Source organism: Streptomyces sp. SAI-127, assembly GCF_029894425.1.
Taxonomy (GTDB): domain Bacteria; phylum Actinomycetota; class Actinomycetes; order Streptomycetales; family Streptomycetaceae; genus Streptomyces.
In genome coordinates this window covers 2,737,010-2,763,428 of sequence record NZ_JARXYJ010000001.1, presented here as the reverse complement: position 1 = coordinate 2,763,428, position 26,419 = coordinate 2,737,010, and the positions used below count along the sequence as shown (strand labels likewise).

Sequence of the window (26,419 nt, the reverse complement as noted above, 5' to 3'; positions counted from 1 at the left end):
GGTGAAAGCTCTGGTTCACGTCCGTGAACAGCGAGGCTCGAAAGAGCCTCAGTGGATGATGCCGGTGCGGAGAGCCACCGCCACCATGCCGGCGCGGTCTCCCGTGCCGAGCTTGCGGGCGATCCGGGCGAGGTGGCTCTTGACGGTCAGTGCGGACAGGCCCATCGAGACTCCGATCGCCTTGTTCGACTGCCCTTCGGCGACCAGCCGCAGCACTTCGACCTCACGGCCGGAGAGCTCGCGGTAGCCACCCGGGTGGCTCGGGGTACCCGGGGGGCGGCGGTGCATACGGGCGGCGGCGGAGCCGATGGGTGCCGCGCCGGGCCGGGTGGGGAGCCCGACGTTGGTGCGGGTGCCGGTGACGACGTAGCCCTTGACTCCGCCCGCGAGGGCGTTGCGCACGGCGCCGATGTCGTCGGCCGCGGACAGGGCGAGGCCGTTGGGCCAGCCCGCGGCGCGGGTCTCCGACAGCAGGGTCAGGCCGGAGCCGTCGGGAAGGTGGACTTCGGCGACGCAGATGTCTCTGGGGCTGCCGATTCGGGGACGGGCCTCCGCCACGGACGAGGCTTCGATGACATCGCGCACACCGAGCGCCCAGAGGTGACGGGTGACGGTGGATCGGACGCGCGGGTCGGCCACGACCACCATGGCGGTGGGCTTGTTCGGGCGGTAGGCGACCAGGCTTGCGGGCTGCTCGAGGAGAACGGACACCGGGCCTCCTGGGGTGCGGGACGGCTTGGAAGGTCACAGACGTCTTCGGCACCGAACCCGGCGTCCTTTAGAGAATGATCACGATCTAGTGAGTAACAATTAGTGCAATTCGGACGTACGGTCGATCGTTCGGTGAACATATCGGTTCGTTCGACGGCTCACTCCTGACTGAAAGTGGCCGTATCGACAAATTGATGCTCCGTGTGGGTGGTCAGCGCGCCTGAGGGTCCCGCCGCTGTGGCAACGTCACGATCGACGCGTCACCCGGACCGGCCGGCGGCAGACCCGCGACCTGGGCCAGCAGGTCGCACCAGGAGGCGAGGTGCCCCGCCGCGTCCGGCACCCCGCCCAGGCCCTCGCGAGGCGTCCAGGAGGCCCGGATCTCGATCTGCGAGGCCGCGGGGCGCTCGGACAGACCGCCGAAGTAGTGCGAGCTGGCCCGCGTGACGGTGCCGCTCGGTTCGCCGTACGACAGCCCGCGCGCCGAGAGCGCGCCCGTCAGCCACGACCAGCACACCTCGGGCAGCAGCGGGTCGGCGGCCATCTCCGCCTCCAGCTCCGCGCGCACGAGCGTCACCAGCCGGAAGGTGCCCCGCCAGGCGTCGTGGCCGTCCGGGTCGTGCAGCAGCACGAGCCGCCCGTCGGCGAGGTCCTGGTCGCCGTCGACGACGGTGGCCTCCAGCGCGTACGCGTGCGGGGCGAGCCGCTGTGGGGCCCGTGTCGGCTCGATCTCGATCTGCGGCCGCAGCCGACTGCCACGCAGGGCCTGAACCGCGGCCTGGAAAGCCGGCGGAGCCGCACCGCCGCCATCCCGGTCCCCTTCCTTCGCGTCGTCCATCCCACCAGCGCCGTCCGACAGTCGTCCTTGAGCCGCAGCCATGCGGGAAGGTTAAAGGGAAGGGCGCCGTGGTGCCGCCCTAGACACCCGGACTTGGCTCCATGCCCACACAGACACCGCGCACTCGGCACTCATCGCACCGTGCGAGACTTTCCGACGTGAGTGCACCTGAGACGCCGCAGTCAGCCGCCCACGACTCCGCCTTCCTCAAGGCGTGTCGCCGGGAACCCGTCCCGCATACCCCCGTGTGGTTCATGCGGCAGGCCGGGCGCTCGCTGCCGGAGTACCGCAAGGTCCGCGAGGGCATCCCGATGCTCGAATCCTGCATGCGCCCCGAGCTGGTCACCGAGATCACCCTCCAGCCGGTCCGCCGCCACAACGTGGACGCGGCGATCTATTACAGCGACATCGTCGTCCCGCTGAAGGCCATCGGCATCGACCTCGACATCAGGCCCGGCGTCGGCCCGGTCGTCGAGAACCCGATCCGCACCCGCGCCGACCTGGCTCAACTGCGCGACCTCACCCCCGAGGACGTCTCCTACGTCACCGAGGCCATCGGCCTGCTGACCCGCGAGCTCGGCCCGACCCCCCTCATCGGTTTCGCGGGCGCACCTTTCACCCTCGCGAGTTACCTCGTCGAGGGCGGCCCGTCCCGCACGTACGAGAACGCCAAGGCGATGATGTACGGCGACCCCGAGCTGTGGGCCGACCTGCTGGACCGCCTCGCCGAGATCACCGCCGTCTTCCTGAAGGTCCAGATCGAGGCCGGCGCGTCCGCGGTCCAGCTCTTCGACTCGTGGGCCGGCGCCCTCGCCCCGGGCGACTACCGCCGCTCGGTCCTGCCCGCCTCCGCGAAGGTCTTCAAAGCGGTCGAGGGGTACGGCGTCCCCCGCATCCACTTCGGGGTCGGCTGCGGCGAACTGCTGAAGCTCATGGGTGAGGCCGGCGCGGACGTCGTCGGCGTCGACTGGCGCGTCCCGCTCGACGAGGCCGCCCGCCGCGTCGGCCCCGGCAAGGCGCTCCAGGGCAACCTCGACCCCACGGTCCTGTTCGCCTCCACGGAGGCTGTCGAGGCCAAGACCCGCGAAGTCCTGGACTCGGCCGAGGGCCTTGAGGGCCATGTCTTCAACCTCGGCCACGGCGTCATGCCGTCCACCGACCCGGACGCCCTGACCCGTCTCGTGGAGTACGTCCACACGCACACCACCCGCTGACTCACCAGGTGTGCCGGGGCCGCGCCTTCCTGCCGAACAGCAGACCGCGCGGTTCCGGCGGCGGGGGAGTGCCCGGCTTGAGCGGCCACGCCAGCAGCATCCCGGCGAGGAAGCCCACGACGTGCGCCGCGTACGCCACCGTGCCGGCGGCGGAGACGCCCTCGCCGGAGGAGTACACCGCCTGCAGCACGAACCAGAAGCCCAGCACCAGCCAGGCCGGCAGTCTGAGCGGCAGGAAGACCAGGAAGGGCACCAGGACCCACACCCTGGCCTTCGGGTACAGCACCAGATAGGCGCCGAGGACCCCTGCGATGGCCCCCGACGCACCGATCAGCGGATCGCCCGAGTCGTCGTTGAGGAGCGCGAAGCCGTACGACGCCGCGTAGCCGCAGACGACGTAGAACAGCGCGAAGCGCACATGCCCCATGCGGTCCTCGACGTTGTTGCCGAAGATCAGCAGGAACAGCATGTTGCCCAGCAGGTGCAGCCAGCCGCCGTGCAGGAACATCGCTGTAAGGACCGACAGCGCGGGGGACTTGTCGTAGTCCGGCGGGGCCACCACACAGCCCGCCGTGCCCTGCGCGCTCGTGCCGACGTCGCCCGTGGGGACCAGCCGCGGCATCTGATGGTGGATCAACTCCTGTGGGACCGCGGCGTACTGGTCCAGGAACGCCTGGAGATGGCACAGCTGGGACAGGCTGCTGTCGCCCGCCACGGAGCCGGCCAGGCCGGGCGTGAACAGGAACACGAGGACGTTCGCGGCGATGAGCGCGTACGTCACCACGGGGGTGCGGCGCACAGGGTTCACGTCATGGACGGGGATGACCACAAGGAAGTAGTGCCCGCGATGGGCCCCGCGAATCGGTGGCGCATCGGTGAACACCCGCGCGCACGCGTGCGTATGTCTCCTCAACCGCCCGCGGCACGGGGAAGGCGGGCCGCGGGGACTACGTGAGGAACCACCGATGAACGACCGAATTGCTCCTCCGATGCACGCTCTTCCCGACGGCGAGGCCGAGATCTCCCTGGTGCTGCGGCTGCCGTGGGAGGACGTGGCCAGGCTCGGTCAGGAGGCCGGGCGGCTGGCCTCGCAGATGCAGCGGCCGGTGACGCTCGACGAGGCGGTGAGCAACCGGCTCAGGACCACGCGGCCCGCCTCGCACGCCAAACCGGCGGGTGAGCAGCCGACCGCGATGCCCGCCAGCGCCTCCGTCTCCTCGCTGCCGCCCAGGCCGCCGGCCGACCAGGCCCGCCAGGCCATCGAGCGGATCAACGGAACGGCGTAGCCGTCAGGAGGTCCGCACCTTCGCGGCGGCCTTCCTGGCCGCCACCAGCACCGGGTCCCACACCGGACTGAACGGCGGCGCGTACCCCAGGTCCAGGGCCGTCATCTGCTCCACCGTCATCCCCGCCGTCAGGGCCACCGCGGCGATGTCGACCCGCTTGCCCGCTCCCTCCCTCCCGACGATCTGCACGCCGAGCAGCCGCCCCGTGCGGCGCTCGGCGAGCATCTTCACCGTCATGGGGGAGGCGCCCGGGTAGTAGCCGGCCCGGCTGGTGGACTCGATCGTGACCGACACGAACTGGAGGCCCACCCGACGCGCGTCCTTCTCGCGCAGGCCGGTACGGGCGATCTCCAGGTCGCAGACCTTGCTGACGGCCGTGCCGACGACTCCCGGGAAGGTGGCGTAGCCGCCGCCGACGCCCATGCCGATGACCTGGCCGTGCTTGTTGGCGTGGGTGCCCAGCGCGATGTGCCGCTCCTGCCCCGAGACCAGGTCGAGGACCTCGACGCAGTCGCCGCCCGCCCAGATGTTCTCGTGGCCGCGCACCCGCATCGCGAGGTCCGTCAGAAGACCGCCGTGGCTGCCCAGCGGCAGACCGGCCGCCTTCGCGAGCGTCGTCTCCGGGCGTACGCCGATGCCGAGCACCACGACGTCCGCCGGGTACTCGGCGTTCTCCGTGGCCACCGCCCGCACCCGGCCGTCCTCGCCGGTGAGCACCTTGGTCACCGCGGCATCGTCGACCATGGTGATGCCCAGACCCTCCATGGCCTCGTGCACCAGGCGGCCCATGTCCGGGTCGAGCGTGGACATGGGCTCGCTGCCCCGGTTGACCACCGTCACCTCGTAACCGCGGTTGATCAGTGCCTCGGCCATCTCCACACCGATGTACCCGGCACCCACCACCACCGCCCTGCGGCCACGCGTGTGTGCCAGCGTGTCGATGAGCGCCTGGCCGTCGTCGAGCGTCTGCACCCCGTGCACACCGGGGGCGTCGACTCCCGGCATGTCCGGGCGGATCGGGCGGGCGCCGGTCGCGATCACGAGTTTGTCGTACGACGTCCAGGTCTCGGCCCCCGACTCGAGGTCACGCGCGCGTACCCGCTGTCGGTCGACGTCGATCTCCATGACCTCGGTGCGCATGCGCAGATCGATGTCGCGGGCCCGGTGCTCCTCGGGCGTACGGGCGATCAACTGGTCCGGTTCGGTGACGTCCCCGCCCACCCAGTACGGGATGCCGCAGGCCGAGTAGGAGGTGAAGTGGCCCCGCTCGAACGCCACGATCTCCAGTTCGTCGGGGCCCTTCAACCGGCGTGCCTGCGACGCCGCGGACATCCCCGCGGCGTCGCCGCCGATCACGACCAGACGTTCCCTCGTGTCCCGCGTACGGCTCATGTTCATGCGAACACGCTACGAGGGCGGGGCATTTCAGTCCTGCTCGCCCCGCTCCTGCTCCCGCCCCGGTTCCGGGACGGGACGGGCCATGGGCAGCGGGCCCAGAGCGGTCGAGGCGGCCGCGGGCGCCGGCCGGCGCGGCAGCCGGGGCCGGATAAGCCGCAGCCACACCAGCACGATCAGCGCGATCCCCGCCAGGAACGGCAGCACCGCCGCCACCGCCACCACAACCCAGCGCAGCATGGTCACGAACGCGTCCCAGCCGCCCGCGAGCGCGTCGACGACACCGGGGTCGTCGTCCTTCTCGGCCTTGGCGACGGGCGACTCGGACAGGGACAGGGTGATGGTGGCCAGGCTCGTGCGGTCCTTCAGGGACGCCTGGCGGGCGAGCAGTGACTCCAAGTCGGCCTGACGGGTGCTCAGTTCGCCCTCCAGGGTCACCACGTCGCTCAGTCTGGTCGCCTTGTCCATCAACTCCCGGATCCGCGCCACACTCGCGCGCTGCGTCGCGATCCGGCTCTCCACGTCGACGACCTGGTCGGTGACGTCCTGTGCGTTCGCGGTGCGCTCCAGGAGCTTGCCCGCGCCCTCCAGATCGGCGAGGACCTCGTCGTACTTCTCGACGGGTATCCGCAGCACCACCTCCGTCTGTTCCCGGCCCTCCTCGTCGCGGGAGGTGGACTCCTTGCCGACGAATCCGCCCGCGGTCTCGGTGCTGGTGCGGGCCGCGGCGAGCGCCTTCGGCACGTTCTTGACCTGCACGGTCAGCGTGGCGGTGCGGATGATGTGATTCACCGCGGGCTGGGGTGCGGTCGTGGCCTGCTTGCCGCCGGTGCCGGCCTCGGTACCGGCCGCGCCCTCCGCCTGACTCTGTGCCGCCTTGTCGTCGGACAGGGCGCTGCCGCCGCCGTCGCTGCTGTCGGCGCCTGCGCTGCACCCGGTCAGGGCGAGGCCCGCGGCGAGCAGGAGGCCGGCCAGGGCCCGCGCGGGCCGTACCGGACGTCGTGATCGTGATGTGCGCATGCGGGCGTCCCCCCGAGGGTCGTGAACAACTGACGTTCCTTCGACGCCGGAGTGGGTGCGAACGTTGGACTCCGGTGGTTCCGATGCGGTCACGGTCGGGACTCGTGAAGGACACCGGGCCGCCGTCGGACTGTCAGTGAGGTCTGAGAGGCTGGGGCCATGAGCGGATCACGGGTCGTCGTCATCGGAGCCGGCATCGCGGGACTGGCCGCGGCGCACCGGCTGTCGCAGCGCGGTGCGCGCGTCACCGTGCTGGAGGCGTCCGACCGCGTGGGCGGCAAGCTGCTGCCCGGCGAGATCGCGGGCGCGCGCGTCGACCTCGGCGCCGAGTCGATGCTGGCCCGCAGGCCGGAGGCGGTGGCCCTCGCGCGCGAGGTGGGCCTCGACGACCGCCTCCAGCCGCCCGCGACCGCGACCGCCTCGATCTGGACCCGCGGCGCCCTGCGCCCCATGCCCAAGGGCCACGTCATGGGCGTCCCCGGCACCGCCGAGGCGCTGGCCGGAGTGCTCTCCGAGGAGGGCCTCGCCCGCATCGAGCAGGACGCGGAGCTGCCCCGCACGGAGGTCGGCGACGACGTGGCGGTCGGTGAGTACGTGGCGGCGCGCCTGGGCCGCGAGGTCGTCGACCGCCTCATCGAACCCCTCCTCGGCGGGGTCTACGCGGGCGACGCGTACCGCATCTCGATGCGCTCGGCCGTCCCGCAGCTCTTCCAGGTCGCCCAGACCCACACCTCGCTCACCGAGGGCGTCCGCGAGATCCAGGCGAGGATGGCCGCCCATCAGCAGACCGGACCGGTGTTCATGGGGATCCGCGGCGGCGTGGGCACCCTCCCGCTCGCCGTCGCCGACTCGGTCCGCGCGCGCGGCGGCGAGATCCTCACCGGCGCCCCGGTGACCGAGCTGCGCCGCGAGCCGTCCGGTGGCTGGAGGGTCGTCGCCGCGGACCGCGTCCTGCACGCCGACGCCGTGATCGTCGCCGCCCCCGCCCCGGCCGCCGCGGGCCTCCTGCGCGCCGAGGCCCCCGAGGCCGCCACCGAGCTCGACACCGTGGAGTACGCCTCCATGGCCCTGGTCACCCTCGCCTACCGCCGCTCCGCCACCGCCCTGCCCGCGGGCAGCGGCTTCCTCGTCCCGCCGGTCGACGGCCGCACCATCAAGGCGTCCACCTTCGCCTCCCAGAAGTGGGGCTGGATCGCCGACGAGAACCCGGACGTCGTCGTCCTGCGCACCTCCGTCGGCCGCCATGGCGAGACGAAGATCCTCGAGCGCGACGACACCGCCCTGGTGGACGTCTCCCGCCATGACCTGCGCGAGGCCACCGGGCTGGACGCCACCACCCTCGAAACCCGCGTCACCCGCTGGACCGACGGCCTGCCCCAGTACCCCGTCGGCCACCACGCGCGCGTGGCCCGCATCCGCGAGCACGTCGCCAAGCTTCCGGGCCTCGCGGTGTGCGGCGCGCAGTACGACGGCGTCGGCATCCCGGCCTGCATCGCGAGCGCCTACGCGGCGGTGGACCAGATCCAGGGGGACCTGACCGCCGTACGGGAGCTCACGGCCAACCCGGTGCAGAGTCTGCACGGCGGAGCGGGAGAATAGGGCCCATGAGCAACGACGCCCCCACCCCCGAGTCCGGCAGGGTCCCGAACAAGGGCAAGCTGGCCAAGGACCTCAACGAGGTCATCCGTTACACGCTCTGGTCCGTCTTCAAGCTGAAGGACGTGCTCCCCGAGGACCGCACGGGTTACGCCGACGAGGTCCAGGAGCTGTTCGACCAGCTCGCCGCCAAGGACGTCACGATCCGCGGCACCTACGACGTGTCCGGGCTGCGCGCCGACGCCGACGTCATGATCTGGTGGCACGCGGAGACCAGCGACCAGCTCCAGGAGGCGTACAACCTCTTCCGCCGCACCAAGCTGGGCCGCGCACTGGAGCCGGTCTGGTCGAACATGGCGCTGCACCGCCCCGCCGAGTTCAACCGCTCGCACGTCCCGGCGTTCCTGGCGGACGAGAACCCCCGCGACTACGTGAGCGTCTACCCGTTCGTGCGGTCGTACGACTGGTACCTCCTCCCCGACGAGGACCGCCGCCGCATGCTCGCCGACCACGGCAAGATGGCCCGCGGCTACCCGGACGTCCGCGCCAACACGGTCGCCTCCTTCTCCCTCGGCGACTACGAGTGGATCCTGGCCTTCGAGGCCGACGAGCTCTACCGCATCGTCGACCTCATGCGCCACCTGCGCGCCTCCGAGGCGCGGATGCACGTCCGCGAGGAGGTCCCGTTCTACACGGGCCGCCGCAAGGAGATCGGTGAGCTCGTGGCGGGCCTCGCCTGATCAGCGAGCGGGTCCGACGGTCGCCTTCCGAGAGCTGCCCTTCGGCTTCGGCCCCGGCTCGGGGCGCGGGGCGCATGCGGCGCGCCGCTCCGGAAGGCGCCCCTCCAGCAGGTAGGCGTCCAGGTATCCGTTGACGCAGGGGTTCGGGCCGCCCGCGATGCCGTGCGTGCCCGCGTCCCGCTCGGTCACCAGCACCGAGCCGGACAGCCGCCGGTGCAGCTCCAGGGCGCCGGCGTACGGAGCCGCCGCGTCCCGCTCGGCCGCCAGAATCAGCGTCGGCGGCAGCTCACCGGGCCCGGTGCGCACATCGAGGGCCCGCTGGCGCGGCGCGGGCCAGTACGCGCAGGGCAGGTTCATCCACACGTTGTCCCACGTCTCGAACGGCGCGACCCGCGCCAGCCGGGTGTTGTCCCGGTCCCACACCTTCCAGTCCGTCGGCCAGGACGCGTCGTTGCACTCGACGGCCGTGTAGACGGCGTTGGAGTTCTCCGCCTCCTTCGCCGCCTCCTGATGCGGCCCGGCCTGCTGGATCAGCGGCTTGGGATCACCCTTGAGATACGCCGACAGGGCCTGTGCCCGATGCGGCCAATAGTCGTCGTAGTACCCGGCGGACAGGAACGCCCCCTGCAGCTCCCCCGGCCCGACCTTCCCCCCGGCCGGCCGGGCGGCCAGCCGCGCCGCCGCCTTCTGGTAGCTGCGCAGCACCTCCGCGGCCGTGTCCCCGAGCCCGTACACGTCGTCGTGCCTGGCGACCCACTCCCGGAAGTCCGCCCACCGTTCCTCGAACGCGGCCGACTGGTCCAGGTTGTTGCGGTACCAGATCTGCTCCGGGTCAGGGTTCACCGCCGCGTCGAAGACCATCCGCCGTACATGCGAGGGGAACAGCGTCGCGTACAGCGCGCCGAAGTAGGTCCCGTACGAGGCCCCCACGAACGTCAGCTTCCGCTCGCCCAGCGCGGCACGCAGCACGTCCAGGTCCCGGGCGTTGTTCAGGGAGGTGTAGTGCCGGAGAGCCGTACCCGACCGTTTCGCACACCCGCGCGCGTACGCCTTCGCCTGCGCGATGTGTTCCTTCTTGTACGACAGTGAGGGGTGCGCCGGTGCCTGCGTGGGCGCCTTCACGTACTGCTTCGGGTCCGTGCAGGACAGCGGCGCCGAACGACCCACCCCGCGCGGTGCGTAGCCCACGAGGTCGTACGCCGCGGCGAGCCTCTTCCACTCGGGGAGCGCGCCGACCAGCGGGAAGTACATGCCGGAGCCGCCGGGACCGCCGGGGTTGTAGACCAGGGCGCCCTGCCGGGGCACCCTGCGCTTGCTGTTGTGCGGGTCCTTGTGGGTGGCCCGCACCCGGCTGACGGTCAGTTTGATCTGCCGGCCGTCGGGGCGCGCGTAGTCGAGCGGGACGGACACCGTGCCGCACCGGACACCGTCGGGCAGGTCCTCCACCGCGGGGCAGGCGCCGAAGCGGACTCCGGCCGTCCCGGCGCGCGCGGCGGCGATCGCGGTGCCGTGGAGTTCCGCCGCGCCCGGGGCGGCCGGAGCGCCCCCGGCCGGTGCGGCGGCGAGCGTGGTCAGAAGCAATGACCCGGCGGCCGTGAGGAGGGCGGGGGCTCTCATCGGTATCCCTTCGGTGCGCGGCAGCGACAAAAGGGATGTTTCGTTCGACTGTGGGGGAAGGCAAGCACCGCCCCGCCGGTGTCGGCCCCAATGCCTCCGTGCGCCCCCCGATTGAGCTCAGTCGCACCCGTGCGGCCGACGGTGCTCCTCGCCGTGTCCGCCGGGCCGCTCTTCTCGCCACTCCTCACGAGGACGGCCGCGATGCTGCTCACGATGGGCGAAGGCCGCGCGCAGATCGGGTTCGCCGACCGCGCTGATGCCGCGTACGGCGACGGAGGTGAGATACGTCCGCTCGTCTGTACTGCCGGTGCGCCGGGACAGGGCGCCGAGCAGACGCTGGCCGGCCGGGGACGCCCAGCGTGAGTACGGGTGGACCTCCATCCGCGCGATGGCCAGACAGCTGAGGGACAGCGCGAGCGGCAGCGCGAACCAGAGTGCGACCAGATGCCGCGGCATCTCCGAGGGGGCGGGCACGAGCAGCGCGATCGCGCCCAGCGCGACGACGGCCACCGAGGCCAGCCGCACCTGGCGGACCGCCGCCGCGATGCCGGACCGGGCGCCGTCGGGCACGGCGAGGCCCGCGTCCACGAGCCGGTCGGCGATGCTGCGCACCGCGTCCGCCGAGGCCGCGTCCGCGCGCACCGGCGCGATCCGGGACTGTCCCTCGGGGCCGATGGCCCCGATGACCGTGCGCTCCATCTCGTCCCGCCCCCGCGGATCGACGACGGTCGCCCAGCCGGTGTGGGCCAGCAGCAGCCGTCGCTGCCGGGCCATGGAGACGAGCGTCAGATCGGCGACCCGCCGCGGGCCGCCCGACAGGAACGCGGCCTCGTACAGCGTCAGATCATGTCTCCGGGCATCCGCGTCGGCGGCCGCCGCGTGTACGGCGGCCAGGCACAGCCGCGTGCACGCGGTGCCGGCGGCGGCCCACGCCAGCAGCAGAAGAAGAACCCAGAACATGCCGCGTTTCTATGCCAAGGCTCCCGGCGGCGCCATGGGCTGTTCACAATCCGGACGGAGTGTTGTCGGCGTGTGACGTTCCGTTTGTCCGGAAGCGGACTACGACGGGACGGGGACCGGGGGCGGGCTGGAGGCGGCCGGGGGCAGAGTGAAGGTCGTCGCGTACGGCGACGGGGTGACCGGGACGACCGCGCCCGGGTCGGTCGTCGGGCCGGGCGGGGCCGGGGAGTTGGTGATCGGGGGCGTGCTGCCGGTGGCCATGTCCCGGGCCAGGGCGCCGAAGTCGACGTACCCGGTGGCCTCCAGGATCTTGATGTGGTCCAGCACGGTGGTGTTGGCGTCGTCGGCCAGGGCGCGGACCAGGGAGTTCTGGGTGCTCGCGCGAACCTCCGCGACGACCGAGAACACCCTGCCGTGCGCGAGACGCAGGATGTTGGCGAACTGGCGGTCGTAGTCGACACCCTGGGCCTGGTTCAGGGTGTCGAGCCACTGCTTCTGCTGATCGCTGGGCTCGTTGGGCAGGGTGAGTCCGAGCTTCGACGCCACGTCACGCACGCGTGCGTCGAGGAACGTGTGCCCCTCGACCAGGTGCTGCCCCGCCGTCCGTACGGCCTGCGTCGTGCCCTTCTGCTCCGCCTGCTGTCCCGCGGGCAGTTCCCACAGGCCCGCCAGCCGCACCTTCGTGACGAATTCCCGGTCCAGTGCCGAGAGCGGCCCGTACGGCGTCGTCACGGTCCCGGCGTTGAGCACGCTCAGTCCCGTGCCGGAGCGGTCGGCATAGGACCAGATCGGGACGAGCAACGCCACGAGGGTCGCCGTGAGTCCGGCGATGATGACCCCGGTGCCGGAGAAGATGCCTCGCCCCTTGACGGGCGGTCGCGGTCGCATGGTGCCTCCTGTTGCGGCACCGCACGCTAGTGGGATTCAGGTGCGGGATTGACATATTACTGCCGGGTCCGTGGAGGTCGTGTGTCGGCTGCGGGGGCCCGCCGCGGGGCGGGTTGCATCCGCTGTCGGCCGTCAGCCTGCGCGGGTGGGCGACACCCACCCCCGGGCACCCGCACCCTCAGTGCCGCAGCAACACCCTCCGCGTGGCCCGAGCCAGCCGCACCGCCGGCCTTCGGGACCTCGGCGTGGGCCCCGATCGCTCCAGCCACCACTCCCGCAGCTCCCGTCGCACCCGCGTGTCCGCCAACTCCCCGCCCAGCAGCAGCTGTTCGGCGAAGCTCAGTGCGTCCCGCCGGTATCCGTCCGTCATCGGCGCCCCCTGCGCATACGCCAGGAACGCCGGCCGATAACCCGCCCCGAGGATCACCGGCAGTTCGGGCGCGACCTTCGCCACCACATCCGCCCGCTTCCCCGCGAGCGCCCGGGCCTGCACCCCCAGCCGCACCCGGTCGAACCCCTCCGGCACCGGAGTCCCCGCCACGAGCGCGGAGAGCAGTGCGGTCTGGGCGAGAGCGAGCCGCTGGCGGGCGGGGTCGGTCGGGACGCCCGACGGCTCCACGTCGGCGGCAGCGCGCCACGCACCGTCGGCCCGTGCACCGCCGCCCTTCTCCACCGCCTCCCGGATGGCCCCCAACTCCCGCTCCAGTTCACCCGGTTCGGGAAAGTTCTCGTCCCGCTCCAGCAGCACCCCAGGCGGCGAGACGCGGGACGCGAGGTCGGTGAGGATGTCGAGGACGGGCCGCGGCACCGGGTGGGCATGGCTGTCGTGCCACACCCCGTCCCGCTCGAACCCGCCCGCGACATGGACGTACGCGATGGCCTCCAGCGGAAGCCCGGCGAGGGCCTCGGCCGGGTCCTCGCCGCGGTTGACGTGGTTGGTGTGCAGGTTGGCCACGTCGATCAGCAGCCGTACCCCTGTCCGGTCCGCGAGGTCGTACAGGAACTGCCCCTCGGTCATCTCCTCGCCCGGCCACGAGATCAGCGCGGCGATGTTCTCCACGGCGAGCGGCACCGGCAGCGCGTCCTGCGCGATACGGATGTTCTCGCAGAGGACGTCCAGGGCGTCCCGGGTGCGCGGGACGGGCAGCAGGTGCCCGGCCTCCAGGCGGGGGGAGGCGGTCAGCGGGCCGCCCGCGCGGACGAACGCGATGTGCTCGGTGACCAGCGGCGAGCCCAGCGCCTCGGCCCGCTCGGCGAGGGCGAGAAGCCGCCCCGCGTCGGGCCGGTCGGCGCCGCCGAGGCCGAGCGAGACGCCGTGCGGCACCACGGTCACCCCGCGCTCGCGCAGCCGCCGCAGCGACTCGGGGAGGTGCCCGGGGCACAGGTTCTCGGCCACGACCTCGACCCAGTCGATGCCCGGCATGCGCTCCACCGCGTCCGCGATCTCCGGCCGCCATCCGATACCCGTCCCCAGTCGCTCCATGGTCCGCCCCCTCCTCGGCCTCTCCCGCATCCGCTCCGGTCGCCGTCCGCTCGGCGTGACGGAGGTATGGCCCCGGGCCCCGCGCCCGAACCGTGCCCGGGCGACCTTCAGAGCAACATTTGAGCTTCGGCCCCGACACGGCCACCGACATCACCTGCCGCTTCCGGTCCACGCCCGCGGTTCCCGGCCCAGCAGCCGCGGCATCCCTTCCAGTGGCGCGGCCTCGGTTCGTGGCCTTCAGCTGTGGGGGTGAGCCCCGGCCTGCGGCCGGCGGCGTCACTTGCCGGTTCCGGTCCATACCTGCGGTTCACGGCCGAGCAGTGGCGGCGTCTCTTCCAGTGGCGCGGCCCCGGCCTGCGGCCGGCGGCGTCACTTGCCGGTTCCGGGCCATGCCTGCGGTTCCCGGCCCAGCAGTCGCAGTGTCTCCTCCAGCGGACCCGTCCCGTCCGTGACCTTCAGTGCGGGTGCGAACGCGAAGCCCGGTCCGCGGGCGGTGGGGTCCGTCGGGACGCGTCGGGCCACGGCGAGGGCCGCGGTGAGCACTTCGTTCGTCAGGTGGAGTCGCACGCCGAGCGTGGCCGCAACGTCCCAGGCGTGCACCACGTAGTCGACGAAGTGAAAGGCGATCGCCGTGCGGCCGGGAAACCCTCCGCCCAGCTCCGGCAGCACGAACTCCCGCTCGAGAACACCCGGTTCGGCGAACGCCCCGAGCACCGCGTCCGCGGCCGCCCGATGCGCACGGGCAGGCTCGCCCGTCCCCTCCCGCTCCCGCCAGTACCCCGGATCGCCGCCCACGCCTCGAGCGGCGGCCGCGAACCCGTGGTGCTGGGCGGTCATGTGCGCCACCAGCCGCCGCAGGTTCCACCCCGCGCAGGGGGTCTCCCGCTCCCAGACCCCGTCGTGGCCGTCCCCGGCCGACTCCACGACCCGGCAAGCCTCCTGTACGGCGATCCGGTCCAACTCGACGACATCCATCAGCGCTCCTCGGTGATCAGGTCCAGGGCGTACGCCCACACGGCATCGGGGTCGAACTCCTCGAACTCCCGCCGGAACGACCGCAGTTCACCGCGTCCGCGATGCGCACGCACGATCCGCACATGGTCGGGGCGCCCGGTGAACTCCTTCAGTCCCCGCTCGTCGGCCCACACGGACACGGACCCGGAGCGCCGTCGGAGAGGATCCGCGAACAGCCACATCCCGACCGCGCCGGGTGTCGACGGCCAGGTGCGGCGCAACCGCATCCCGGCCAGCGCGACGGCGACGGACTGCCCGTAGCCGCGGGCGGTGAAGTCGGTGACACCGACGAGCACGAAGTCGTCGAGCGGGATGGCGGGGCCGGACTTCCAGCGGGAGCGAAGGACGCGTCGTCGAGGAGTACCCATGCCCCGACCATAAAACTAAACGAACGATCGTGCTACTAGTTTCCGGGCTCGAAACGACTCGGGCAACCGGCCGAACCCCCGCAGCGCTTCAGGCGTCAGGTTCGCAGCCGGGACGCGATACCCCGCCGGGCCCTGACGTAGGGCGTGGTCTCGCCGTGCAGCACCGACATCGCGTTCGCCGTCTCCATCAACGCGACGACCTCGAAGGCGAGTTGCGCCGGATCGGTGTCCGCGCTCAGCTCACCCGCGGCCCGCGCCCGCTCGGCGCACCTCTCCAACTCGCCGAGCCAGGCACGCTGGGCCTCGACGAGCGCGTCGTGGACCGGCCCCTCCCGGGCGTCGAACTCGGCCATCACGCCGAAGAAGAAACAACCCCCCGGGAAGACCCGCTGCTCCGAATACCGGAGCCAGCCCTCGCACAGCCCCCGCAGCCGGTCGACGCCCTCGGCCGCCTGGGAGACCGGCTCCAGCACCTCGACGACGAAGATCCGCGAGGCTTCCCGCACGGTCGCCAGCTGCAGCTCCTGCTTGGATCCGAACAGAGCGAACACCCCGCTCTTGCTCAGCTCCAGTTCCCCGGCCAGCCGACCCACGGACAAGGCCTCCAGCCCCTCGACCGAGGCGATGTCGACGGCCCGCCGCAGCACTGCCCGACGGGTGCGGTTGCCCCGCTCGACACGTCCGTCGACCCGGGTCATCGCAGCGCCGGATGGTCCGCTACGACCGTGCAGGAGCCCGGCGCGATCTCGGTGAAACCGGCGTCACGGACCAACGGCAGCCCGCCGGTGGTGAGTTCACCCCACCGCGCGGGATCCGCGGCCCGTACGGCGAGCGGGAACCCGGCGTCCCGCCAGGCGGCCCGCTCCTCGTCCGACAGTTCCCACCAGGCCAGTTGGGCGCCGTGACCGGCCTGAGCCATCGCCTTGCCCGCCGACATGCCGAGGTCCGGATTGAGCCACAGGACGGGAGCCGCCGCGTCCGCCTCCACGGGCGGCTCGGGATCGTCGAGATCGGTCCCGGAGACCTGGAGCCTGGCCAGATCCTTCGGCCAGCCGTCGAGCGGCACCGGAGGGAACACCCGCACCTGCGCCGACTTCCCCGCCACGGTGATCCCGGGCAACCCCTCGGCCCGCCGCCACTCGGCGCCCCGGGCCCGCCGTACGACCTTCCGGATCCGGGCGTCCTGCCAGTCCCGCACCACCTCGGCCCACTCCCCGTCGCCGACGGAACGCTCGTCGCCGAGCAGGACGAGAACCGCGCGGGCGGCGGTCTCGAGAGCGTCGGTGCGAGCAGGCGGAGCCGTCTTCTCGATACGGACGACCAGGGGCAGCACGAACTGGGGTGCCTGGTCGCGCGCGGTCGGCTCGGAGCGGAAGGGGCTGTCGGTCGAGGGCGTCACATCGTGGCTCACCCGGACAACCCTAAGGTCACCCGGAGCAGGCCGTCCGCTGAGCCTCCTGCCACTCGCAGACCGGGCACAGGGTGATCCCCTTGTACGACTCCGGATACTCCGTCGGCTCCCGGCACAGCACGCACTCCGCATACGGCGGCCCATCGGCGACCGGAGGCTTCGGCACGTTGCCGATCGTGCAGTAGTCCTCGCTCATACCTCCAGCCTAGGACCCGATCAGCTCGGACACCTTCACGAACCGGAACCCCCGCTCGCGCAGCTGAGGCACCACCGCCCGCACCACCCGCTCCGTCGTCGGCGCGGCACTGCGCGTGCAGTGCATGACCACGACCGATCCCGGCCGCACCCCCTCCAGCACCTGCCGGGTCACCGCCTCCGCGTCCGTCGCGAACGCGTCCCCGCTCACCACGTCCCACTGGACGGCGGTCACACCGACCGGGGTCAGCGCCTTCAGCGCCCGGCGGTCGTAGCACCCGCCGGGAAAACGGAAGTACGGCCTCGCGTCCGGCACCCCCGCCCGCCGGAACGCCGCGTACGCCCGCTCCACGTCCGCCCGCATCCGGTCACCGGAGACCGTCGGCAGCCCGTAACAGTCGCCGGTGAAGGCGTAGTGGCTGTAGGAGTGGTTGGCGACCTCGAAGAGCGGGTCCCGCCCGAGGGAACGGGCCTGCTCCGGATACTGCTCGGCCCACCGCCCGGTCATGAACACGGTGGCCGGCACCCTCAGTGCCCGCAGGGCCGCGATCAGCCCTGGATTGTCGAAGTGCTCGCCTGCCGCCGCCCGCGCCCCCTGGTCCGCCGTCATGTCGGCGTCGAAGGTGAGCGCGACGGTCCTGCCGTGGGTACGGGAGCCGTTCTTGAAGACGGGGGTCAGACCGCCCGGGCCGGGGGCGAGAGTCGGGGGCGCGGAAGGAGCCGTAGGGGTCGCGGAGGGTGCCGGGCGGACGGGCTGCGGCGTGGCGGCGCAGGCGGTGAGGGCGGCGCCGAGAACACAGGCGGCGGTGACTCGTCGTACAAGAGGGATCACCGTATGAAAATAGGGCGAACTGTGCTATTTACCTCTCACCCCGGCCGCAACGTCACCCGCTCAGATGTCCCGCCTCTCCAGCGGCTTGGTCGCCGGCCCCTGGATCACCTTGCCGTTCGTGTCGAAGCGGGAGCCGTGGCAGGGGCATTCCCAGGCGTCCTCGGCCCCGTTGAAGGAGACCAGGCAGCCGAGGTGGGTGCAGCGCGGGGAGACGGCGTGCAGGGCGCCTTCGTCGTCCCGGTACACCGCGAGCCGGTCGCCGTTGACCCGGACGACCGCGCCCTCACCGGGCGGGAGGGACTCCAGCGGGGGCGAGGGGCGCAGGCGGTCGCCGACGAAGTGGCGGGCCACCTGTGCCTGGGTCTTGAGGAAGGTCGGGGCCTCGCGGACCGTCGAGCGCAGGCGGCGCGGGTCGTACAGGTCGCTCCACGCGCACTTCTCGCCGGTGATCTGGGCCGCGAGCAGGCGGCCCGCCATGATTCCGCCGCTGATGCCCCAGCCGCCGAAGCCGGTGGCGACGTAGGTGTGCTTGGCACCCGGGTGCAGGGGGCCGACGAGCGGCACGGTGTCCGTGGGGTCGTTGTCCTGGGTGGCCCAGGCGTGGGTGAGGTCCACGTCGGGGAAGTGCCGGGAAGCCCAGGCGCCCAGGCTGTCGAAACGGCTCCGGGTGTCGCCCGTGCCGGGCGTGAAGTGCTCGCCGGTGACGATGAGCAGGCGCCGGTCGGCGTCCCAGGGAGCCGTACGGACCGAGCGGGTGCCCTCCTCCGGCGTGATGTACATACCGTCCGGATCCCGTTCCCGGTCGATCGTCCCGGCGACGACCAGCTCGCGTCGCGGGGAGAGCCGGGTGAACAGGAGGGCACGGTCGAAGATCGGATAATGGGTGGCGACCACGACGTCCCGGGCCGTCACCGTCGCCCGCGTGTCGGTCGTCAGACGGCACGGCTCGCCCTCTTCGAGGCCCAGGACGGCCGTGTGCTCGTGGACGGCCGCGCCCGAGGAGACGAGGTCCTCGGCCAGGGCGAGCAGGTACTTGCGCGGATGGAACTGCGCCTGCCCGGTCACCCGCACCGCGCCCGCCACGGGGAACGGCAGCCCGGTCTCCGTCACGAACGAAGCCGGCAGCCCCGCCTCCCGGGCGGCCGCCGCCTCGGCCCGCAGCTCGTCGACGCGGCTCGCGTCACTGACGTAGGTGTAGGCACTGCGCTGCTCCCAGTCGCAGTCGACGCCCAGCTCCGCCGCGATCCCGGCGGCCCGCTCGATCGCCTCGCTCTGCGAGCGGGCGTACAGCCGGGCGCCCTCGGGGCCGCGGGTGCGGCGCAGCTTGTCGTAGATCAGGGTGTGCAGGGCGGTCAGCTTGGCGGTGGTGTGCCCGGTGACCCCCGCGGCCACCTGCCCGGCCTCGAGGACCGCCACCCGGCGCCCGGCCCGCGTCAGTTCCCACGCCGTGCTCAGCCCGGCGATACCGGCGCCGATCACGGCCACGTCGACGTCGAGGTCCTCGGTCAGTGGCGGCCGGGGTCCGCCGGGTGCCGTCTCCAGCCAGTACGAGCCCTTGACGTGCCGGTTCTCGGTCATGCGCCCCGAGTACCCACGGATTCACTGTTCGAGCAGCCGCCTCCGGGCTTCCTCCACGTCGAAATCAGCCTTCGGATACCGCGGGTCCAGCTCCGACAGGTGTTCGAGGAGGAGTCGGCTGACCGCCCAGTTGCGGTACCACTTGCGGTCGGCGGGGACCACGTACCACGGGGCGTGCGGTGTGGAGCAGCGCTCCAGTGCCAACTCGTACGCCTGCTGGTAGGCGGGCCAGGGCGCGCTCGTCGATGTCCGAGACGTTGAACTTCCAGTGCTTGTCCGGGCGGTCGAGGCGCTTGAGCAGGCGGTCGCGCTGTTCGTCGTACGAGATGTGCAGGAAGCACTTGATCACGGTGACGCCGTCGCCGGTGAGGGCCTTCTCGAAGCGGTTGATCTCGTCGTAGCGGCGCTCGATCTCGGCGGCCGGGGCGAGGGCGCGGACCCGGGCGATGAGGACGTCCTCGATGGGGGTCCCCCCGCGCGAGCGAAGTCGAGCGTGGGGGAGTGAGCGGTCGAGGATGCCCAGCTCACCGGCTTGCGGGAGGGCCGTTTTGATGCGCCGGAGGAAGTGGTGCCGCAGTTCCCTGGGCGTGGGCGCCTTGAAGGCGTGGACGCGGCAGCCGGACGGGTTGAACAGGCCGATGACGTGCTTGACCGTGCCGCCCTTGCCGCTGGTGTCCATGCCCTGCAGCACCAGCAGGACCCGGCGCCGGTCGCCCGCCGTGCTCGCCGCCCACAGGCGTTCCTGCAGGTCGGCGAGCGGGGTGGCCAGATCGGTCATCGCCGCCAGACCGGCCTGCCTGTCACGGGGGCCGGCCGGCATCTCCCGGGAGTCGTGGGCGGCGAGGTCCATCGGCTTGCCGCCCGGTACCCGCAGCAGCTCACGCAGGGCGAGACCGTCGCCGGCCGTGGAGCCCTCCTTCTTCCCAAGGCCCTTCGAGCCCTCCTTCGGCATGGGGCACCCCTTCCGGTCCGGGTCCGGCCCCTCGATCCCGCGCCGAGGGGCCGGGGCGCGCCGGCCGTCGTGCGGGGCGGCTACCGGCGCCAGGGGCCCGTCACCGCGAAGGTCGTCCCGGGCGTGTAGCAGTTGACGTACATCGTCTGCCCGTCGGGGGAGAAGGTGACGCCCGCGAACTCGCCCCACTCCGGCGCCTCCGGCGTGCCGATGTTCTGCCGGCCGCGGGCCATGGCGTACACCTCGCCGTGCCGCGTCACGCCGAAGACGTGCTGGGCGCCGTTGCCGTCCTCGCACACCATCAGACCGCCGCTGGGCGCGAGGCAGATGTTGTCCGGGGACTCGCCGGGCAGTTGGACGTCGGTGTCCGGACCGAAGACGATCACCAGGGTCAGCCGGCGCGCCGAGGGGTCGTAGCGCCAGATCTGCCCGAAGTGGTCGGCGGCCGAACCCTCGGCGCTGTGCGCGAACGACGAGACGAAGTAGACGCTCTTCCCGCCCCAGTAGCAGCCCTCCAGCTTCTGGGCATGGGTGATGCCCTTCGGGCCGAAGTCCTGGAGCCGGACGGGGGTTTCGGTGGCCAGCGGGTCCGGTACGTCGACCCACTCGACGCCCTCGAAGCAGGCACCCGTCTCCTGGATCGCGGACAGATCCGGTACGCCCGGTACCCGCATCGCCTGGAGCCGGCCGCCCGCGCGCAGTGAACCGAGGCCGCCCTCGGGCCGGTTGGGCAGGAAGCGGTAGAAGAGGCCGAAGGGCTTGAGGAAGGCGTCCTCGGTCTCGTAGACGATGCCGCGTTTCGGGTCGATCGCGATGGCCTCGTGCTGGAAGCGGCCCATCGCGGTCAGCGGTACGGCCCCGGAGCGGTGCGGGTCGACCGGGTCGACCTCGAAGATGAAGCCGTGGTCCTTGGTGTAGCCGTTGGTGCCGGCCTTGTCCTCGGTCTCCTCGCAGGTCAGCCAGGTGCCCCAAGGAGTGGGCCCGCCCGCGCAGTTGACGGCGGTGCCGGCGATGGCGACCCGCTCCGACAGCACGTTGTCGCGGGAGTCCAGCGTGAGGGCCGTACAGCCGCCCTTGCCCGCCGGGTCGTAGGTGAGGCCCTCGACCGTGGGGACGGCGATGGCCGCGGTGGGGCGGTTCTCGTGGTTGCGGACCAGGTGGACGCGACCGTGTCTGCCGGGCAGAGCGGTCATGCCGTCGTGGTTGGAGGGGACCTTGCCCTCACCGGAGCGGAGCTGGTCGCCCTCACGGGACAGGACCTTGTAGCGGAAGCCCTTGGGCAGGTCCAGCAGGCCTTTCGGGTCGGGGACGAGCGGGCCGTAGCCGGTGTGGCCGAGTGACTGGGCGGCGGCGGTGCCGGCGAAGAGTTCGGAGAGGGCGCCGGTGAAGGCGATGCCCACGCCCAAGGCGCCGGAGCGGGCCAGGACCTGACGTCGTGTTGCGGACATGGCGGAGCAACCTTCCTGCTGGCGGACAGGACTGTGACGTCGCTGTGTCTATCACCTGGGTCGGCCCGCGGGAACCACGCGCGTAGCGTGTCCCTGTCCGTCACTTGCCGGTCGGGTGCTCCTGCGCCCTCTCCAGGAAGCGCAGCAACTCCACCGGGAAGGGCAGGACGAGCGTCGAGTTCTTCTCGGCGGCCACCGCCACGACCGTCTGCAGCAGCCTGAGTTGGAGTGCGGCGGGCTGCTCGGACATCTCCTGGGCTGCCTCCGCGAGCTTCTTCGAGGCCTGGAGTTCGGCGTCGGCGTTGATGATCCGGGCCCGCCGCTCACGGTCGGCCTCGGCCTGCCGGGCCATCGACCGCTTCATCGCGTCCGGCAGCGACACGTCCTTGATCTCGACGCGGTCCACCTGCACGCCCCAGCCGACGGCCGGGCTGTCGATCATCAGCTCCAGGCCCTCGTTGAGTTTCTCGCGGTTGGACAGCAGGTCGTCCAGCTCGCTCTTGCCGATGATCGAACGGAGCGAGGTCTGGGCCATCTGGGAGACGGCGAACTTGTAGTCCTCGACCTTGACGAGGGCGTTCGCGGCGTCGACGACCCGGAAGTAGACGACCGCGTCCACACGCACCGTCACGTTGTCCCGGGTGATGCCCTCCTGGGCCGGCACCGGCATCGTGACGATCTGCATGTTCACCTTGTGCAGCCGGTCCACGATCGGCACGACCACCGTGAACCCGGGCTCGCGCACCGCACCCGCGAGCCGCCCGAGGCGGAAGACCACCCCGCGCTCGTACTGCTTGACGACCCGGGCCGCCGCCGCGAGGTAGACGCACCCCGCGGCACCGGCCGCCACGGCCGCCGTCAACAGTTCCTGGAGCATTCCGACCTCCTCGTCCAGAGGTCCGTATGTCTGCTCCTGCAACGATATGCCCGGTGCCTGGTCCGGGGCCACGACGGGCCCCGGACCAGGCGGGGAGTGCTACGGAGCGGTGGCTTTCACCGGCTCGGGCTCGGTGACCCGGACCGGTTCGGTGCCGACCGCGCTGTGCCGCTCGGCCCAGTTCTCCAGCGCCGTACGGCAGGCGTGGTCCAGGTGGTGCAGACCGGAGAGGTCCAGCTCCACGGGCCGGTCCTGGGGCAGCGACTCCAGGCTGTCGAGGATCTTCGGCAGCCGCAGGAAGGTCGCGTTGCCCGACAGGTGCGCCTGGATGGGGCCCGCGCCCTTGTCGATGATCTCCAGCTTGAGGTGCGAGGCCTCCCAGGCGGTCTTGGCGACCGACAGGGCCAGACCGATCAGCACGCCCTCGAACATGTTCACCGCGACGATCGAGACGGCCGTGACCACCAGGATCAGCGCCTCACCGCGGTGGCCCCGCCACAGCGACACGATCTCCCGGAAGGGGATCAGCTTGAAGCCCGCGTGGACCAGGATGCCGGCGAGCGCGGGCAGCGGGATCAGCGCCAGCGTCGAGGGCAGCAGGGCCGCGAACAGCAGCAGCCACACGCCGTGCATGACCCGGGAGGCCTTGGTCTTCGCGCCCGCCTGGACGTTGGCGGAGCTGCGCACGATGACCGCGGTCATGGGCAGGGCACCGAGCGCGCCGCAGACCGCGTTGCCCGCGCCCTGGGCCATGAGTTCCTTGTCGTACTCGGTGCGCGGTCCGTCGTGCAGCCGGTCCACCGCGGCGGCGCTGAACAGGCTCTCGGCGGAGGCGATCAGGGTGAAGGCGAGGATGGTGCCGAAGATCGCCGGGTTGGCCAGCTCGCCGAACGCCTCGGTGCCGGGCGGCTGGATGGACGCCAGCAGGCCGTTCACCTCGACGGTGGCGATCGACAGGCCGAAGACCTGGGTGACCAGGGTGGCCAGCAGGACCGCGGCGAGCGCGCCCGGCACGGTCTGCGCCTTCTTGGGCAGCTTCTTCCACAGCACCATGACCGCCACGGTGCCCGCGCCGACGGCGAGCGAGGCGAGGGCCGTGGTGCTGCCGAGCGCGTCGACGGCGGCACCGGGCAGCCCCAGGATCTTGTCGATGCCGGACGTGGGCGCCTTCAGGCCGGCCGCCGAGTAGAGCTGGCCGGCGATGAGCACGAGGCCGATTCCGGCCAGCATGCCCTCGACGACCGAGACGGATATCGCCCGGAACCAGCGCCCCAGCTTCAGGGCGCCCATGGCGAGCTGGAGCACTCCGGCGGACAGCACGATCACACCGAGGGCGGGCAGCCCGAACTCGTCGACCGCCTCGAAGACGAGGACGGTCAGACCGGCGGCCGGGCCGGAGACCTGGAGGCTGCTGCCTCGCATGAATCCGGTGACCAGACCGCCGACGATGCCGGTGACCAGGCCGAGTTCGGCCGGCACACCGGAGGCGACGGCCACGCCCACGCAGAGCGGGAGCGCGACCAGGAAGACGACCAGGGAGGCGGCGAAGTCCTGCCGCAGGTGAGGGTATTTGGTCATCATGGCGATCACAGGCCCTCGAACGCGTCGGACTCGGCGCGGTGGACGCGGACCGCGCCCGTGTGCACCTCGTAGTACCAGGCGTGCAGGGTCAGTTGTTCTTCCGCCAGCTTCTTGTCGATGAAGGGGTACGACCGCAGGCGCAGTACCTGGGCCAGGACGTGGCTCTGCACGCCGTCGGCGACGGCCGGGTCCTCGGCCGCGCCCGCGGGACGCGGGGTGGCGTGGTTGAGCCAGTCGCGCACGGCCGGTACGGCGTCCAGGTCGTCGCCGCGCACCAGGGCGCCGACGGCGCCGCAGTGCGAGTGTCCGCAGACCACGATGTCGCGGACGCCCAGCACCTCCACGGCGTACTCGATGGTGGCCGCCTCGCTGGTGGGGGGCTCGGAGGCGTACGGGGGAACGATGTTGCCCGCGGTGCGCAGCTCGAAGAGCTCGCCCGGGCGGGCGCCCGTGATCAGGGCCGGGACGACCCTGGAATCCGAGCAGGTGATGAACAGAACCTGGGGGGACTGGCCTTCGGCCAGCTTGGCGAACTCCTCAGGGCGCTGTCCGAACGTGCGGGCGTTGTCGATGAGGGGCTGCATGTGGTGACTCCTCCTGGCGCGCAATGGGGGCGCGTCGGGCTTACCTGGCGCGCCGCAGGGCGCGTCGGTTTACATGACAGGTGGGGGAACAGATGTGGGGAACTGCTCTGCCGTCAGCAGCGGAACACTTGAAGTGACGCCGGTGCGTGGGCTGTCGAGGGTCTCGACAGGGGGAAATCGCCAGGTGCGACCCGCTGGGGCGGGGTCGCCGGCTCCTGAGCCGACAGTGGGCGCTCGGGCCCCTGGGGGGCGAAGTCGACGGCGCGGTGCCGGTCGCGGGTGCGCAGGGGACCGGTCGGGTCCCCGACGTGGTTGCAGTGGCGTTTGCCGGAGGTTTCGGCGCGCGCCGCCTTGCCGGAGAGCTTGATTCCGGGCTGAGCTTTGGCCTTGGCCTGACGGACGGTGTGCGCGGTTGCGAATCCTTCGGTGGATGCGAAGAAGGGGAGCGCGAGAAGGACGGCGGTGAGGACCGCCAGCGCGGTCCGTACCGTCGCACCTCGGAACATGCGCCCCCCTCTCGGCAGTTCACACTTCTAGTCCAGACCAAGCATTGGTCAATGATCGGTCAAGAAACACCTTAGCCCGGCGAAGTTGTTTGCAGGGTTAACTTAACGTTTCCAGCTGAAGAGAGGCTGAAGCGTGGCGGGTCGTGGCGCGAACCGGCTCTTGATCTTGTGAAATCGATGCGTTAGAAGGGGCCCTCAGGCGCCCTCGACCAGACCCTTCGCGTCGCGCGCCAGCGCGGTGAGCCGGGATATCGCGCGGAAGTACTTCTTGCGGTAGCCGCCGTTCAGCATCTCCTCGCTGAACAGCCGGTCGAAGGGCAGCCCGGAGGCCAGCACCGGCACCTCGCGGTCGTAGAGGCGGTCCGCGAGCACCACGAGCCGAAGCGCCGTCGACTGGTCCGGCACCGGCTGGACATCCGTGAGGCACACCGCCTTCAGACCGTCCGTCAGGGCGCCGTACCGGCTCGGGTGGACCTTGGCGAGATGTGCCAACAGGCTCGGGAAGTCGTCGAGCGAGGCCCCCTCGGTGGCGTACGCCGCCTTGCTGACCTCCTCGTCGGCGAACGGCGCCGGAGCCTCGGGCAGCCCTCGGTGGCGGTAGTCCTCGCCGTCGATGCGCAGGGGGTGGAAGCGTGCGGCGAGACCCTGGATCTCGCGCAGGAAGTCGGCGGCCGCGAACCGGCCCTCGCCGAGCTTGCCCGGCAGGGTGTTGGAGGTGGCGGCGAGCGCCACGCCCGCGTCGACCAGCTTGCCGAGCAGGGTCGAGACCAGGACGGTGTCGCCCGGGTCGTCCAGCTCGAACTCGTCGATGCACAGGAGGCGGTGGCCGGAGAGCGTCTGGACCGTCTTCTGGAAGCCGAGGGCGCCGACCAGGTTGGTCAGCTCGACGAAGGTGCCGAAGGCCTTGAGGGAGGGTTCGGCGGGGGTGGCGTGCCAGAGCGAGGCCAGCAGGTGGGTCTTGCCGACCCCGTAGCCGCCGTCGAGGTAGACGCCGCGCGGGCCCGCCGGGGTCCTGGCCGCCCTGGCCTTCCCGAGCCCCTTTCCGAAACCGAGGAAGCCGCGCTTGCCGCCGCCGACCGCGTGTGCGCCGGAGAGGCCCGCAGCGAAGCCCGCGAGGACCCGGACGGCCTCGGTCTGGCTGGGCTGGTTCGGGTCCGGGATGTACGTGTCGAAACGCACCGAGTCGAACCGCGGCGGCGGCACCATCTCGGCGACCAGCCGGTCCGCGGGGACGTGCGGCTCACGGTCGCACAGGGAGAGCGGGGCGGTGTCGGCCATGGAGCCGAACCCGGACGCGGCGGGGGAAGTAGACACGGTTCACCATG

General features: G+C 71.8%; 26 protein-coding genes and 1 pseudogene. 4 read left to right on the top strand and 23 right to left on the bottom strand.

Annotation, left to right across the window (positions count from 1 at the left end):
* Positions 1-48: 48 nt before the first annotated feature.
* Together M2157_RS12720 and M2157_RS12715 are read right to left on the bottom strand one after the other, a co-directional pair.
* Positions 49-711 carry a response regulator transcription factor gene (locus tag M2157_RS12720; protein WP_280861932.1) on the bottom strand — a complete coding sequence of 221 codons (663 nt, stop codon included), beginning with the start codon at positions 709-711 and terminating at the stop codon, positions 49-51.
* 211 nt (positions 712-922) lie between these two features.
* The gene (locus tag M2157_RS12715) at positions 923-1,549 is read right to left on the bottom strand and encodes a DUF3000 domain-containing protein (RefSeq protein WP_280863750.1); all 627 of its coding nucleotides are present in this window, start codon (positions 1,547-1,549) and stop codon (positions 923-925) included.
* A gap of 158 nt (positions 1,550-1,707) precedes the next feature.
* Between M2157_RS12715 and hemE the strand changes: the two genes are divergently transcribed.
* A complete protein-coding gene (gene hemE / locus M2157_RS12710; protein WP_280865296.1) occupies positions 1,708-2,763 on the top strand; it encodes a uroporphyrinogen decarboxylase in 1,056 nt (351 codons plus the stop codon).
* Position 2,764: 1 nt separating this feature from the next.
* Here hemE and M2157_RS12705 read toward each other — a convergent pair whose 3' ends face one another.
* Positions 2,765-3,592 carry a rhomboid family intramembrane serine protease gene (locus M2157_RS12705; RefSeq protein WP_280861930.1) on the bottom strand — a complete coding sequence of 276 codons (828 nt, stop codon included), beginning with the start codon at positions 3,590-3,592 and terminating at the stop codon, positions 2,765-2,767.
* Between the two features lie 136 nt (positions 3,593-3,728).
* On the opposite strand from M2157_RS12705, the gene M2157_RS12700 reads away from it, so the two are divergent.
* On the top strand, positions 3,729-4,049 hold the full coding sequence (locus tag M2157_RS12700; protein WP_266509322.1) for a hypothetical protein: 321 nt from the start codon (positions 3,729-3,731) through the stop codon (positions 4,047-4,049).
* A 3-nt stretch (positions 4,050-4,052) separates the two neighbouring features.
* Here M2157_RS12700 and M2157_RS12695 read toward each other — a convergent pair whose 3' ends face one another.
* Together M2157_RS12695 and M2157_RS12690 are read right to left on the bottom strand one after the other, a co-directional pair.
* Positions 4,053-5,447, bottom strand: coding sequence for an FAD-dependent oxidoreductase (locus tag M2157_RS12695; protein WP_280861929.1), 1,395 nt, complete (start codon positions 5,445-5,447; stop codon positions 4,053-4,055).
* Between the two features lie 27 nt (positions 5,448-5,474).
* Positions 5,475-6,464 (bottom strand): DUF4349 domain-containing protein, encoded by a 990-nt coding sequence (locus M2157_RS12690; RefSeq protein ID WP_280865294.1) that lies wholly within the window; start codon positions 6,462-6,464, stop codon positions 5,475-5,477.
* A 159-nt stretch (positions 6,465-6,623) separates the two neighbouring features.
* On the opposite strand from M2157_RS12690, the gene hemG reads away from it, so the two are divergent.
* Together hemG and hemQ are read left to right on the top strand one after the other, a co-directional pair.
* Positions 6,624-8,063 (top strand): protoporphyrinogen oxidase, encoded by a 1,440-nt coding sequence (gene hemG, locus M2157_RS12685; protein WP_280865293.1) that lies wholly within the window; start codon positions 6,624-6,626, stop codon positions 8,061-8,063.
* 5 nt (positions 8,064-8,068) lie between these two features.
* Entirely contained in the window at positions 8,069-8,800 is a 732-nt protein-coding gene (gene hemQ / locus M2157_RS12680) for a hydrogen peroxide-dependent heme synthase (RefSeq protein ID WP_266509330.1), read from the top strand.
* Here hemQ and M2157_RS12675 read toward each other — a convergent pair whose 3' ends face one another.
* The 18 genes and pseudogenes from M2157_RS12675 to zapE form a co-directional block, all read right to left on the bottom strand.
* Entirely contained in the window at positions 8,801-10,417 is a 1,617-nt protein-coding gene (locus M2157_RS12675; protein WP_280865291.1) for an alpha/beta hydrolase, read from the bottom strand. It lies immediately after the preceding gene.
* A gap of 117 nt (positions 10,418-10,534) precedes the next feature.
* Positions 10,535-11,377 carry a TIGR04222 domain-containing membrane protein gene (locus tag M2157_RS12670; protein WP_280861927.1) on the bottom strand — a complete coding sequence of 281 codons (843 nt, stop codon included), beginning with the start codon at positions 11,375-11,377 and terminating at the stop codon, positions 10,535-10,537.
* A gap of 99 nt (positions 11,378-11,476) precedes the next feature.
* Positions 11,477-12,265 carry a DUF4142 domain-containing protein gene (locus M2157_RS12665; protein WP_280865290.1) on the bottom strand — a complete coding sequence of 263 codons (789 nt, stop codon included), beginning with the start codon at positions 12,263-12,265 and terminating at the stop codon, positions 11,477-11,479.
* A gap of 178 nt (positions 12,266-12,443) precedes the next feature.
* Positions 12,444-13,748: a DUF692 domain-containing protein gene (locus M2157_RS12660; protein ID WP_280861925.1), complete on the bottom strand. Its 1,305-nt coding sequence runs from the start codon at positions 13,746-13,748 to the stop codon at positions 12,444-12,446.
* 369 nt (positions 13,749-14,117) lie between these two features.
* Positions 14,118-14,723: a TIGR03086 family metal-binding protein gene (locus M2157_RS12655; protein WP_280865289.1), complete on the bottom strand. Its 606-nt coding sequence runs from the start codon at positions 14,721-14,723 to the stop codon at positions 14,118-14,120.
* Entirely contained in the window at positions 14,723-15,130 is a 408-nt protein-coding gene (locus M2157_RS12650; RefSeq protein ID WP_280861923.1) for a hypothetical protein, read from the bottom strand. Before M2157_RS12650 ends, M2157_RS12655 begins: the two co-directional genes overlap by 1 nt.
* 95 nt (positions 15,131-15,225) lie before the next feature.
* The gene (locus M2157_RS12645; protein WP_280861922.1) at positions 15,226-15,828 is read right to left on the bottom strand and encodes a TetR family transcriptional regulator; all 603 of its coding nucleotides are present in this window, start codon (positions 15,826-15,828) and stop codon (positions 15,226-15,228) included.
* Positions 15,825-16,541 carry an aminoacyl-tRNA hydrolase gene (locus tag M2157_RS12640; protein WP_280861921.1) on the bottom strand — a complete coding sequence of 239 codons (717 nt, stop codon included), beginning with the start codon at positions 16,539-16,541 and terminating at the stop codon, positions 15,825-15,827. The genes M2157_RS12645 and M2157_RS12640 overlap by 4 nt, the downstream gene beginning before the upstream one ends.
* A gap of 16 nt (positions 16,542-16,557) precedes the next feature.
* Positions 16,558-16,737: a hypothetical protein gene (locus M2157_RS12635; RefSeq protein WP_280861920.1), complete on the bottom strand. Its 180-nt coding sequence runs from the start codon at positions 16,735-16,737 to the stop codon at positions 16,558-16,560.
* Between the two features lie 9 nt (positions 16,738-16,746).
* Positions 16,747-17,568 (bottom strand): polysaccharide deacetylase family protein, encoded by an 822-nt coding sequence (locus tag M2157_RS12630; protein WP_280865288.1) that lies wholly within the window; start codon positions 17,566-17,568, stop codon positions 16,747-16,749.
* 60 nt (positions 17,569-17,628) lie between these two features.
* Positions 17,629-19,146: an FAD-dependent oxidoreductase gene (locus tag M2157_RS12625; protein WP_280861918.1), complete on the bottom strand. Its 1,518-nt coding sequence runs from the start codon at positions 19,144-19,146 to the stop codon at positions 17,629-17,631.
* A gap of 21 nt (positions 19,147-19,167) precedes the next feature.
* A pseudogene (locus M2157_RS12620) lies at positions 19,168-20,098 on the bottom strand (PPK2 family polyphosphate kinase).
* 80 nt (positions 20,099-20,178) lie between these two features.
* Complete coding sequence (locus tag M2157_RS12615; protein WP_280865286.1) at positions 20,179-21,546, bottom strand: PhoX family protein; 1,368 nt, start codon at positions 21,544-21,546, stop codon at positions 20,179-20,181.
* 100 nt (positions 21,547-21,646) lie between these two features.
* Positions 21,647-22,423, bottom strand: a complete 777-nt coding sequence (locus M2157_RS12610) for a slipin family protein (RefSeq protein WP_280861916.1) — start codon at positions 22,421-22,423, stop codon at positions 21,647-21,649.
* Between the two features lie 99 nt (positions 22,424-22,522).
* On the bottom strand, positions 22,523-24,004 hold the full coding sequence (locus M2157_RS12605; protein WP_280861915.1) for a SulP family inorganic anion transporter: 1,482 nt from the start codon (positions 24,002-24,004) through the stop codon (positions 22,523-22,525).
* A 5-nt stretch (positions 24,005-24,009) separates the two neighbouring features.
* Positions 24,010-24,588 (bottom strand): carbonic anhydrase, encoded by a 579-nt coding sequence (locus M2157_RS12600; RefSeq protein WP_280865285.1) that lies wholly within the window; start codon positions 24,586-24,588, stop codon positions 24,010-24,012.
* Between the two features lie 113 nt (positions 24,589-24,701).
* A complete protein-coding gene (locus tag M2157_RS12595) occupies positions 24,702-25,094 on the bottom strand; it encodes a hypothetical protein (protein ID WP_280861914.1) in 393 nt (130 codons plus the stop codon).
* 195 nt (positions 25,095-25,289) lie between these two features.
* Positions 25,290-26,408, bottom strand: a complete 1,119-nt coding sequence (gene zapE, locus M2157_RS12590) for a cell division protein ZapE (RefSeq protein WP_280861913.1) — start codon at positions 26,406-26,408, stop codon at positions 25,290-25,292.
* Between the last annotated feature and the right edge of the window lie 11 nt (positions 26,409-26,419).

Bases quoted from the DNA above. Each gene is read 5' to 3' on its own strand.
- M2157_RS12595 (WP_280861914.1), bottom strand. From the start codon at position 25,094: ATGTTCCGAGGTGCGACGGTACGGACCGCGCTGGCGGTCCTCACCGCC.
- M2157_RS12650 (WP_280861923.1), bottom strand. From the start codon at position 15,130: ATGGGTACTCCTCGACGACGCGTCCTTCGCTCCCGCTGGAAGTCCGGC.
- hemQ (WP_266509330.1), top strand. From the start codon at position 8,069: ATGAGCAACGACGCCCCCACCCCCGAGTCCGGCAGGGTCCCGAACAAG.
- M2157_RS12690 (WP_280865294.1), bottom strand. From the start codon at position 6,464: ATGCGCACATCACGATCACGACGTCCGGTACGGCCCGCGCGGGCCCTG.
- M2157_RS12615 (WP_280865286.1), bottom strand. From the start codon at position 21,546: ATGTCCGCAACACGACGTCAGGTCCTGGCCCGCTCCGGCGCCTTGGGC.
- M2157_RS12700 (WP_266509322.1), top strand. From the start codon at position 3,729: ATGAACGACCGAATTGCTCCTCCGATGCACGCTCTTCCCGACGGCGAG.
- M2157_RS12670 (WP_280861927.1), bottom strand. From the start codon at position 11,377: ATGTTCTGGGTTCTTCTTCTGCTGCTGGCGTGGGCCGCCGCCGGCACC.
- M2157_RS12605 (WP_280861915.1), bottom strand. From the start codon at position 24,004: ATGATGACCAAATACCCTCACCTGCGGCAGGACTTCGCCGCCTCCCTG.
- M2157_RS12635 (WP_280861920.1), bottom strand. From the start codon at position 16,737: ATGAGCGAGGACTACTGCACGATCGGCAACGTGCCGAAGCCTCCGGTC.
- M2157_RS12695 (WP_280861929.1), bottom strand. From the start codon at position 5,447: ATGAACATGAGCCGTACGCGGGACACGAGGGAACGTCTGGTCGTGATC.
- M2157_RS12660 (WP_280861925.1), bottom strand. From the start codon at position 13,748: ATGGAGCGACTGGGGACGGGTATCGGATGGCGGCCGGAGATCGCGGAC.
- M2157_RS12665 (WP_280865290.1), bottom strand. From the start codon at position 12,265: ATGCGACCGCGACCGCCCGTCAAGGGGCGAGGCATCTTCTCCGGCACC.
- M2157_RS12655 (WP_280865289.1), bottom strand. From the start codon at position 14,723: ATGGATGTCGTCGAGTTGGACCGGATCGCCGTACAGGAGGCTTGCCGG.
- hemG (WP_280865293.1), top strand. From the start codon at position 6,624: ATGAGCGGATCACGGGTCGTCGTCATCGGAGCCGGCATCGCGGGACTG.
- M2157_RS12675 (WP_280865291.1), bottom strand. From the start codon at position 10,417: ATGAGAGCCCCCGCCCTCCTCACGGCCGCCGGGTCATTGCTTCTGACC.
- M2157_RS12645 (WP_280861922.1), bottom strand. From the start codon at position 15,828: ATGACCCGGGTCGACGGACGTGTCGAGCGGGGCAACCGCACCCGTCGG.
- M2157_RS12715 (WP_280863750.1), bottom strand. From the start codon at position 1,549: ATGGACGACGCGAAGGAAGGGGACCGGGATGGCGGCGGTGCGGCTCCG.
- M2157_RS12600 (WP_280865285.1), bottom strand. From the start codon at position 24,588: ATGCAGCCCCTCATCGACAACGCCCGCACGTTCGGACAGCGCCCTGAG.
- M2157_RS12625 (WP_280861918.1), bottom strand. From the start codon at position 19,146: ATGACCGAGAACCGGCACGTCAAGGGCTCGTACTGGCTGGAGACGGCA.
- M2157_RS12610 (WP_280861916.1), bottom strand. From the start codon at position 22,423: ATGCTCCAGGAACTGTTGACGGCGGCCGTGGCGGCCGGTGCCGCGGGG.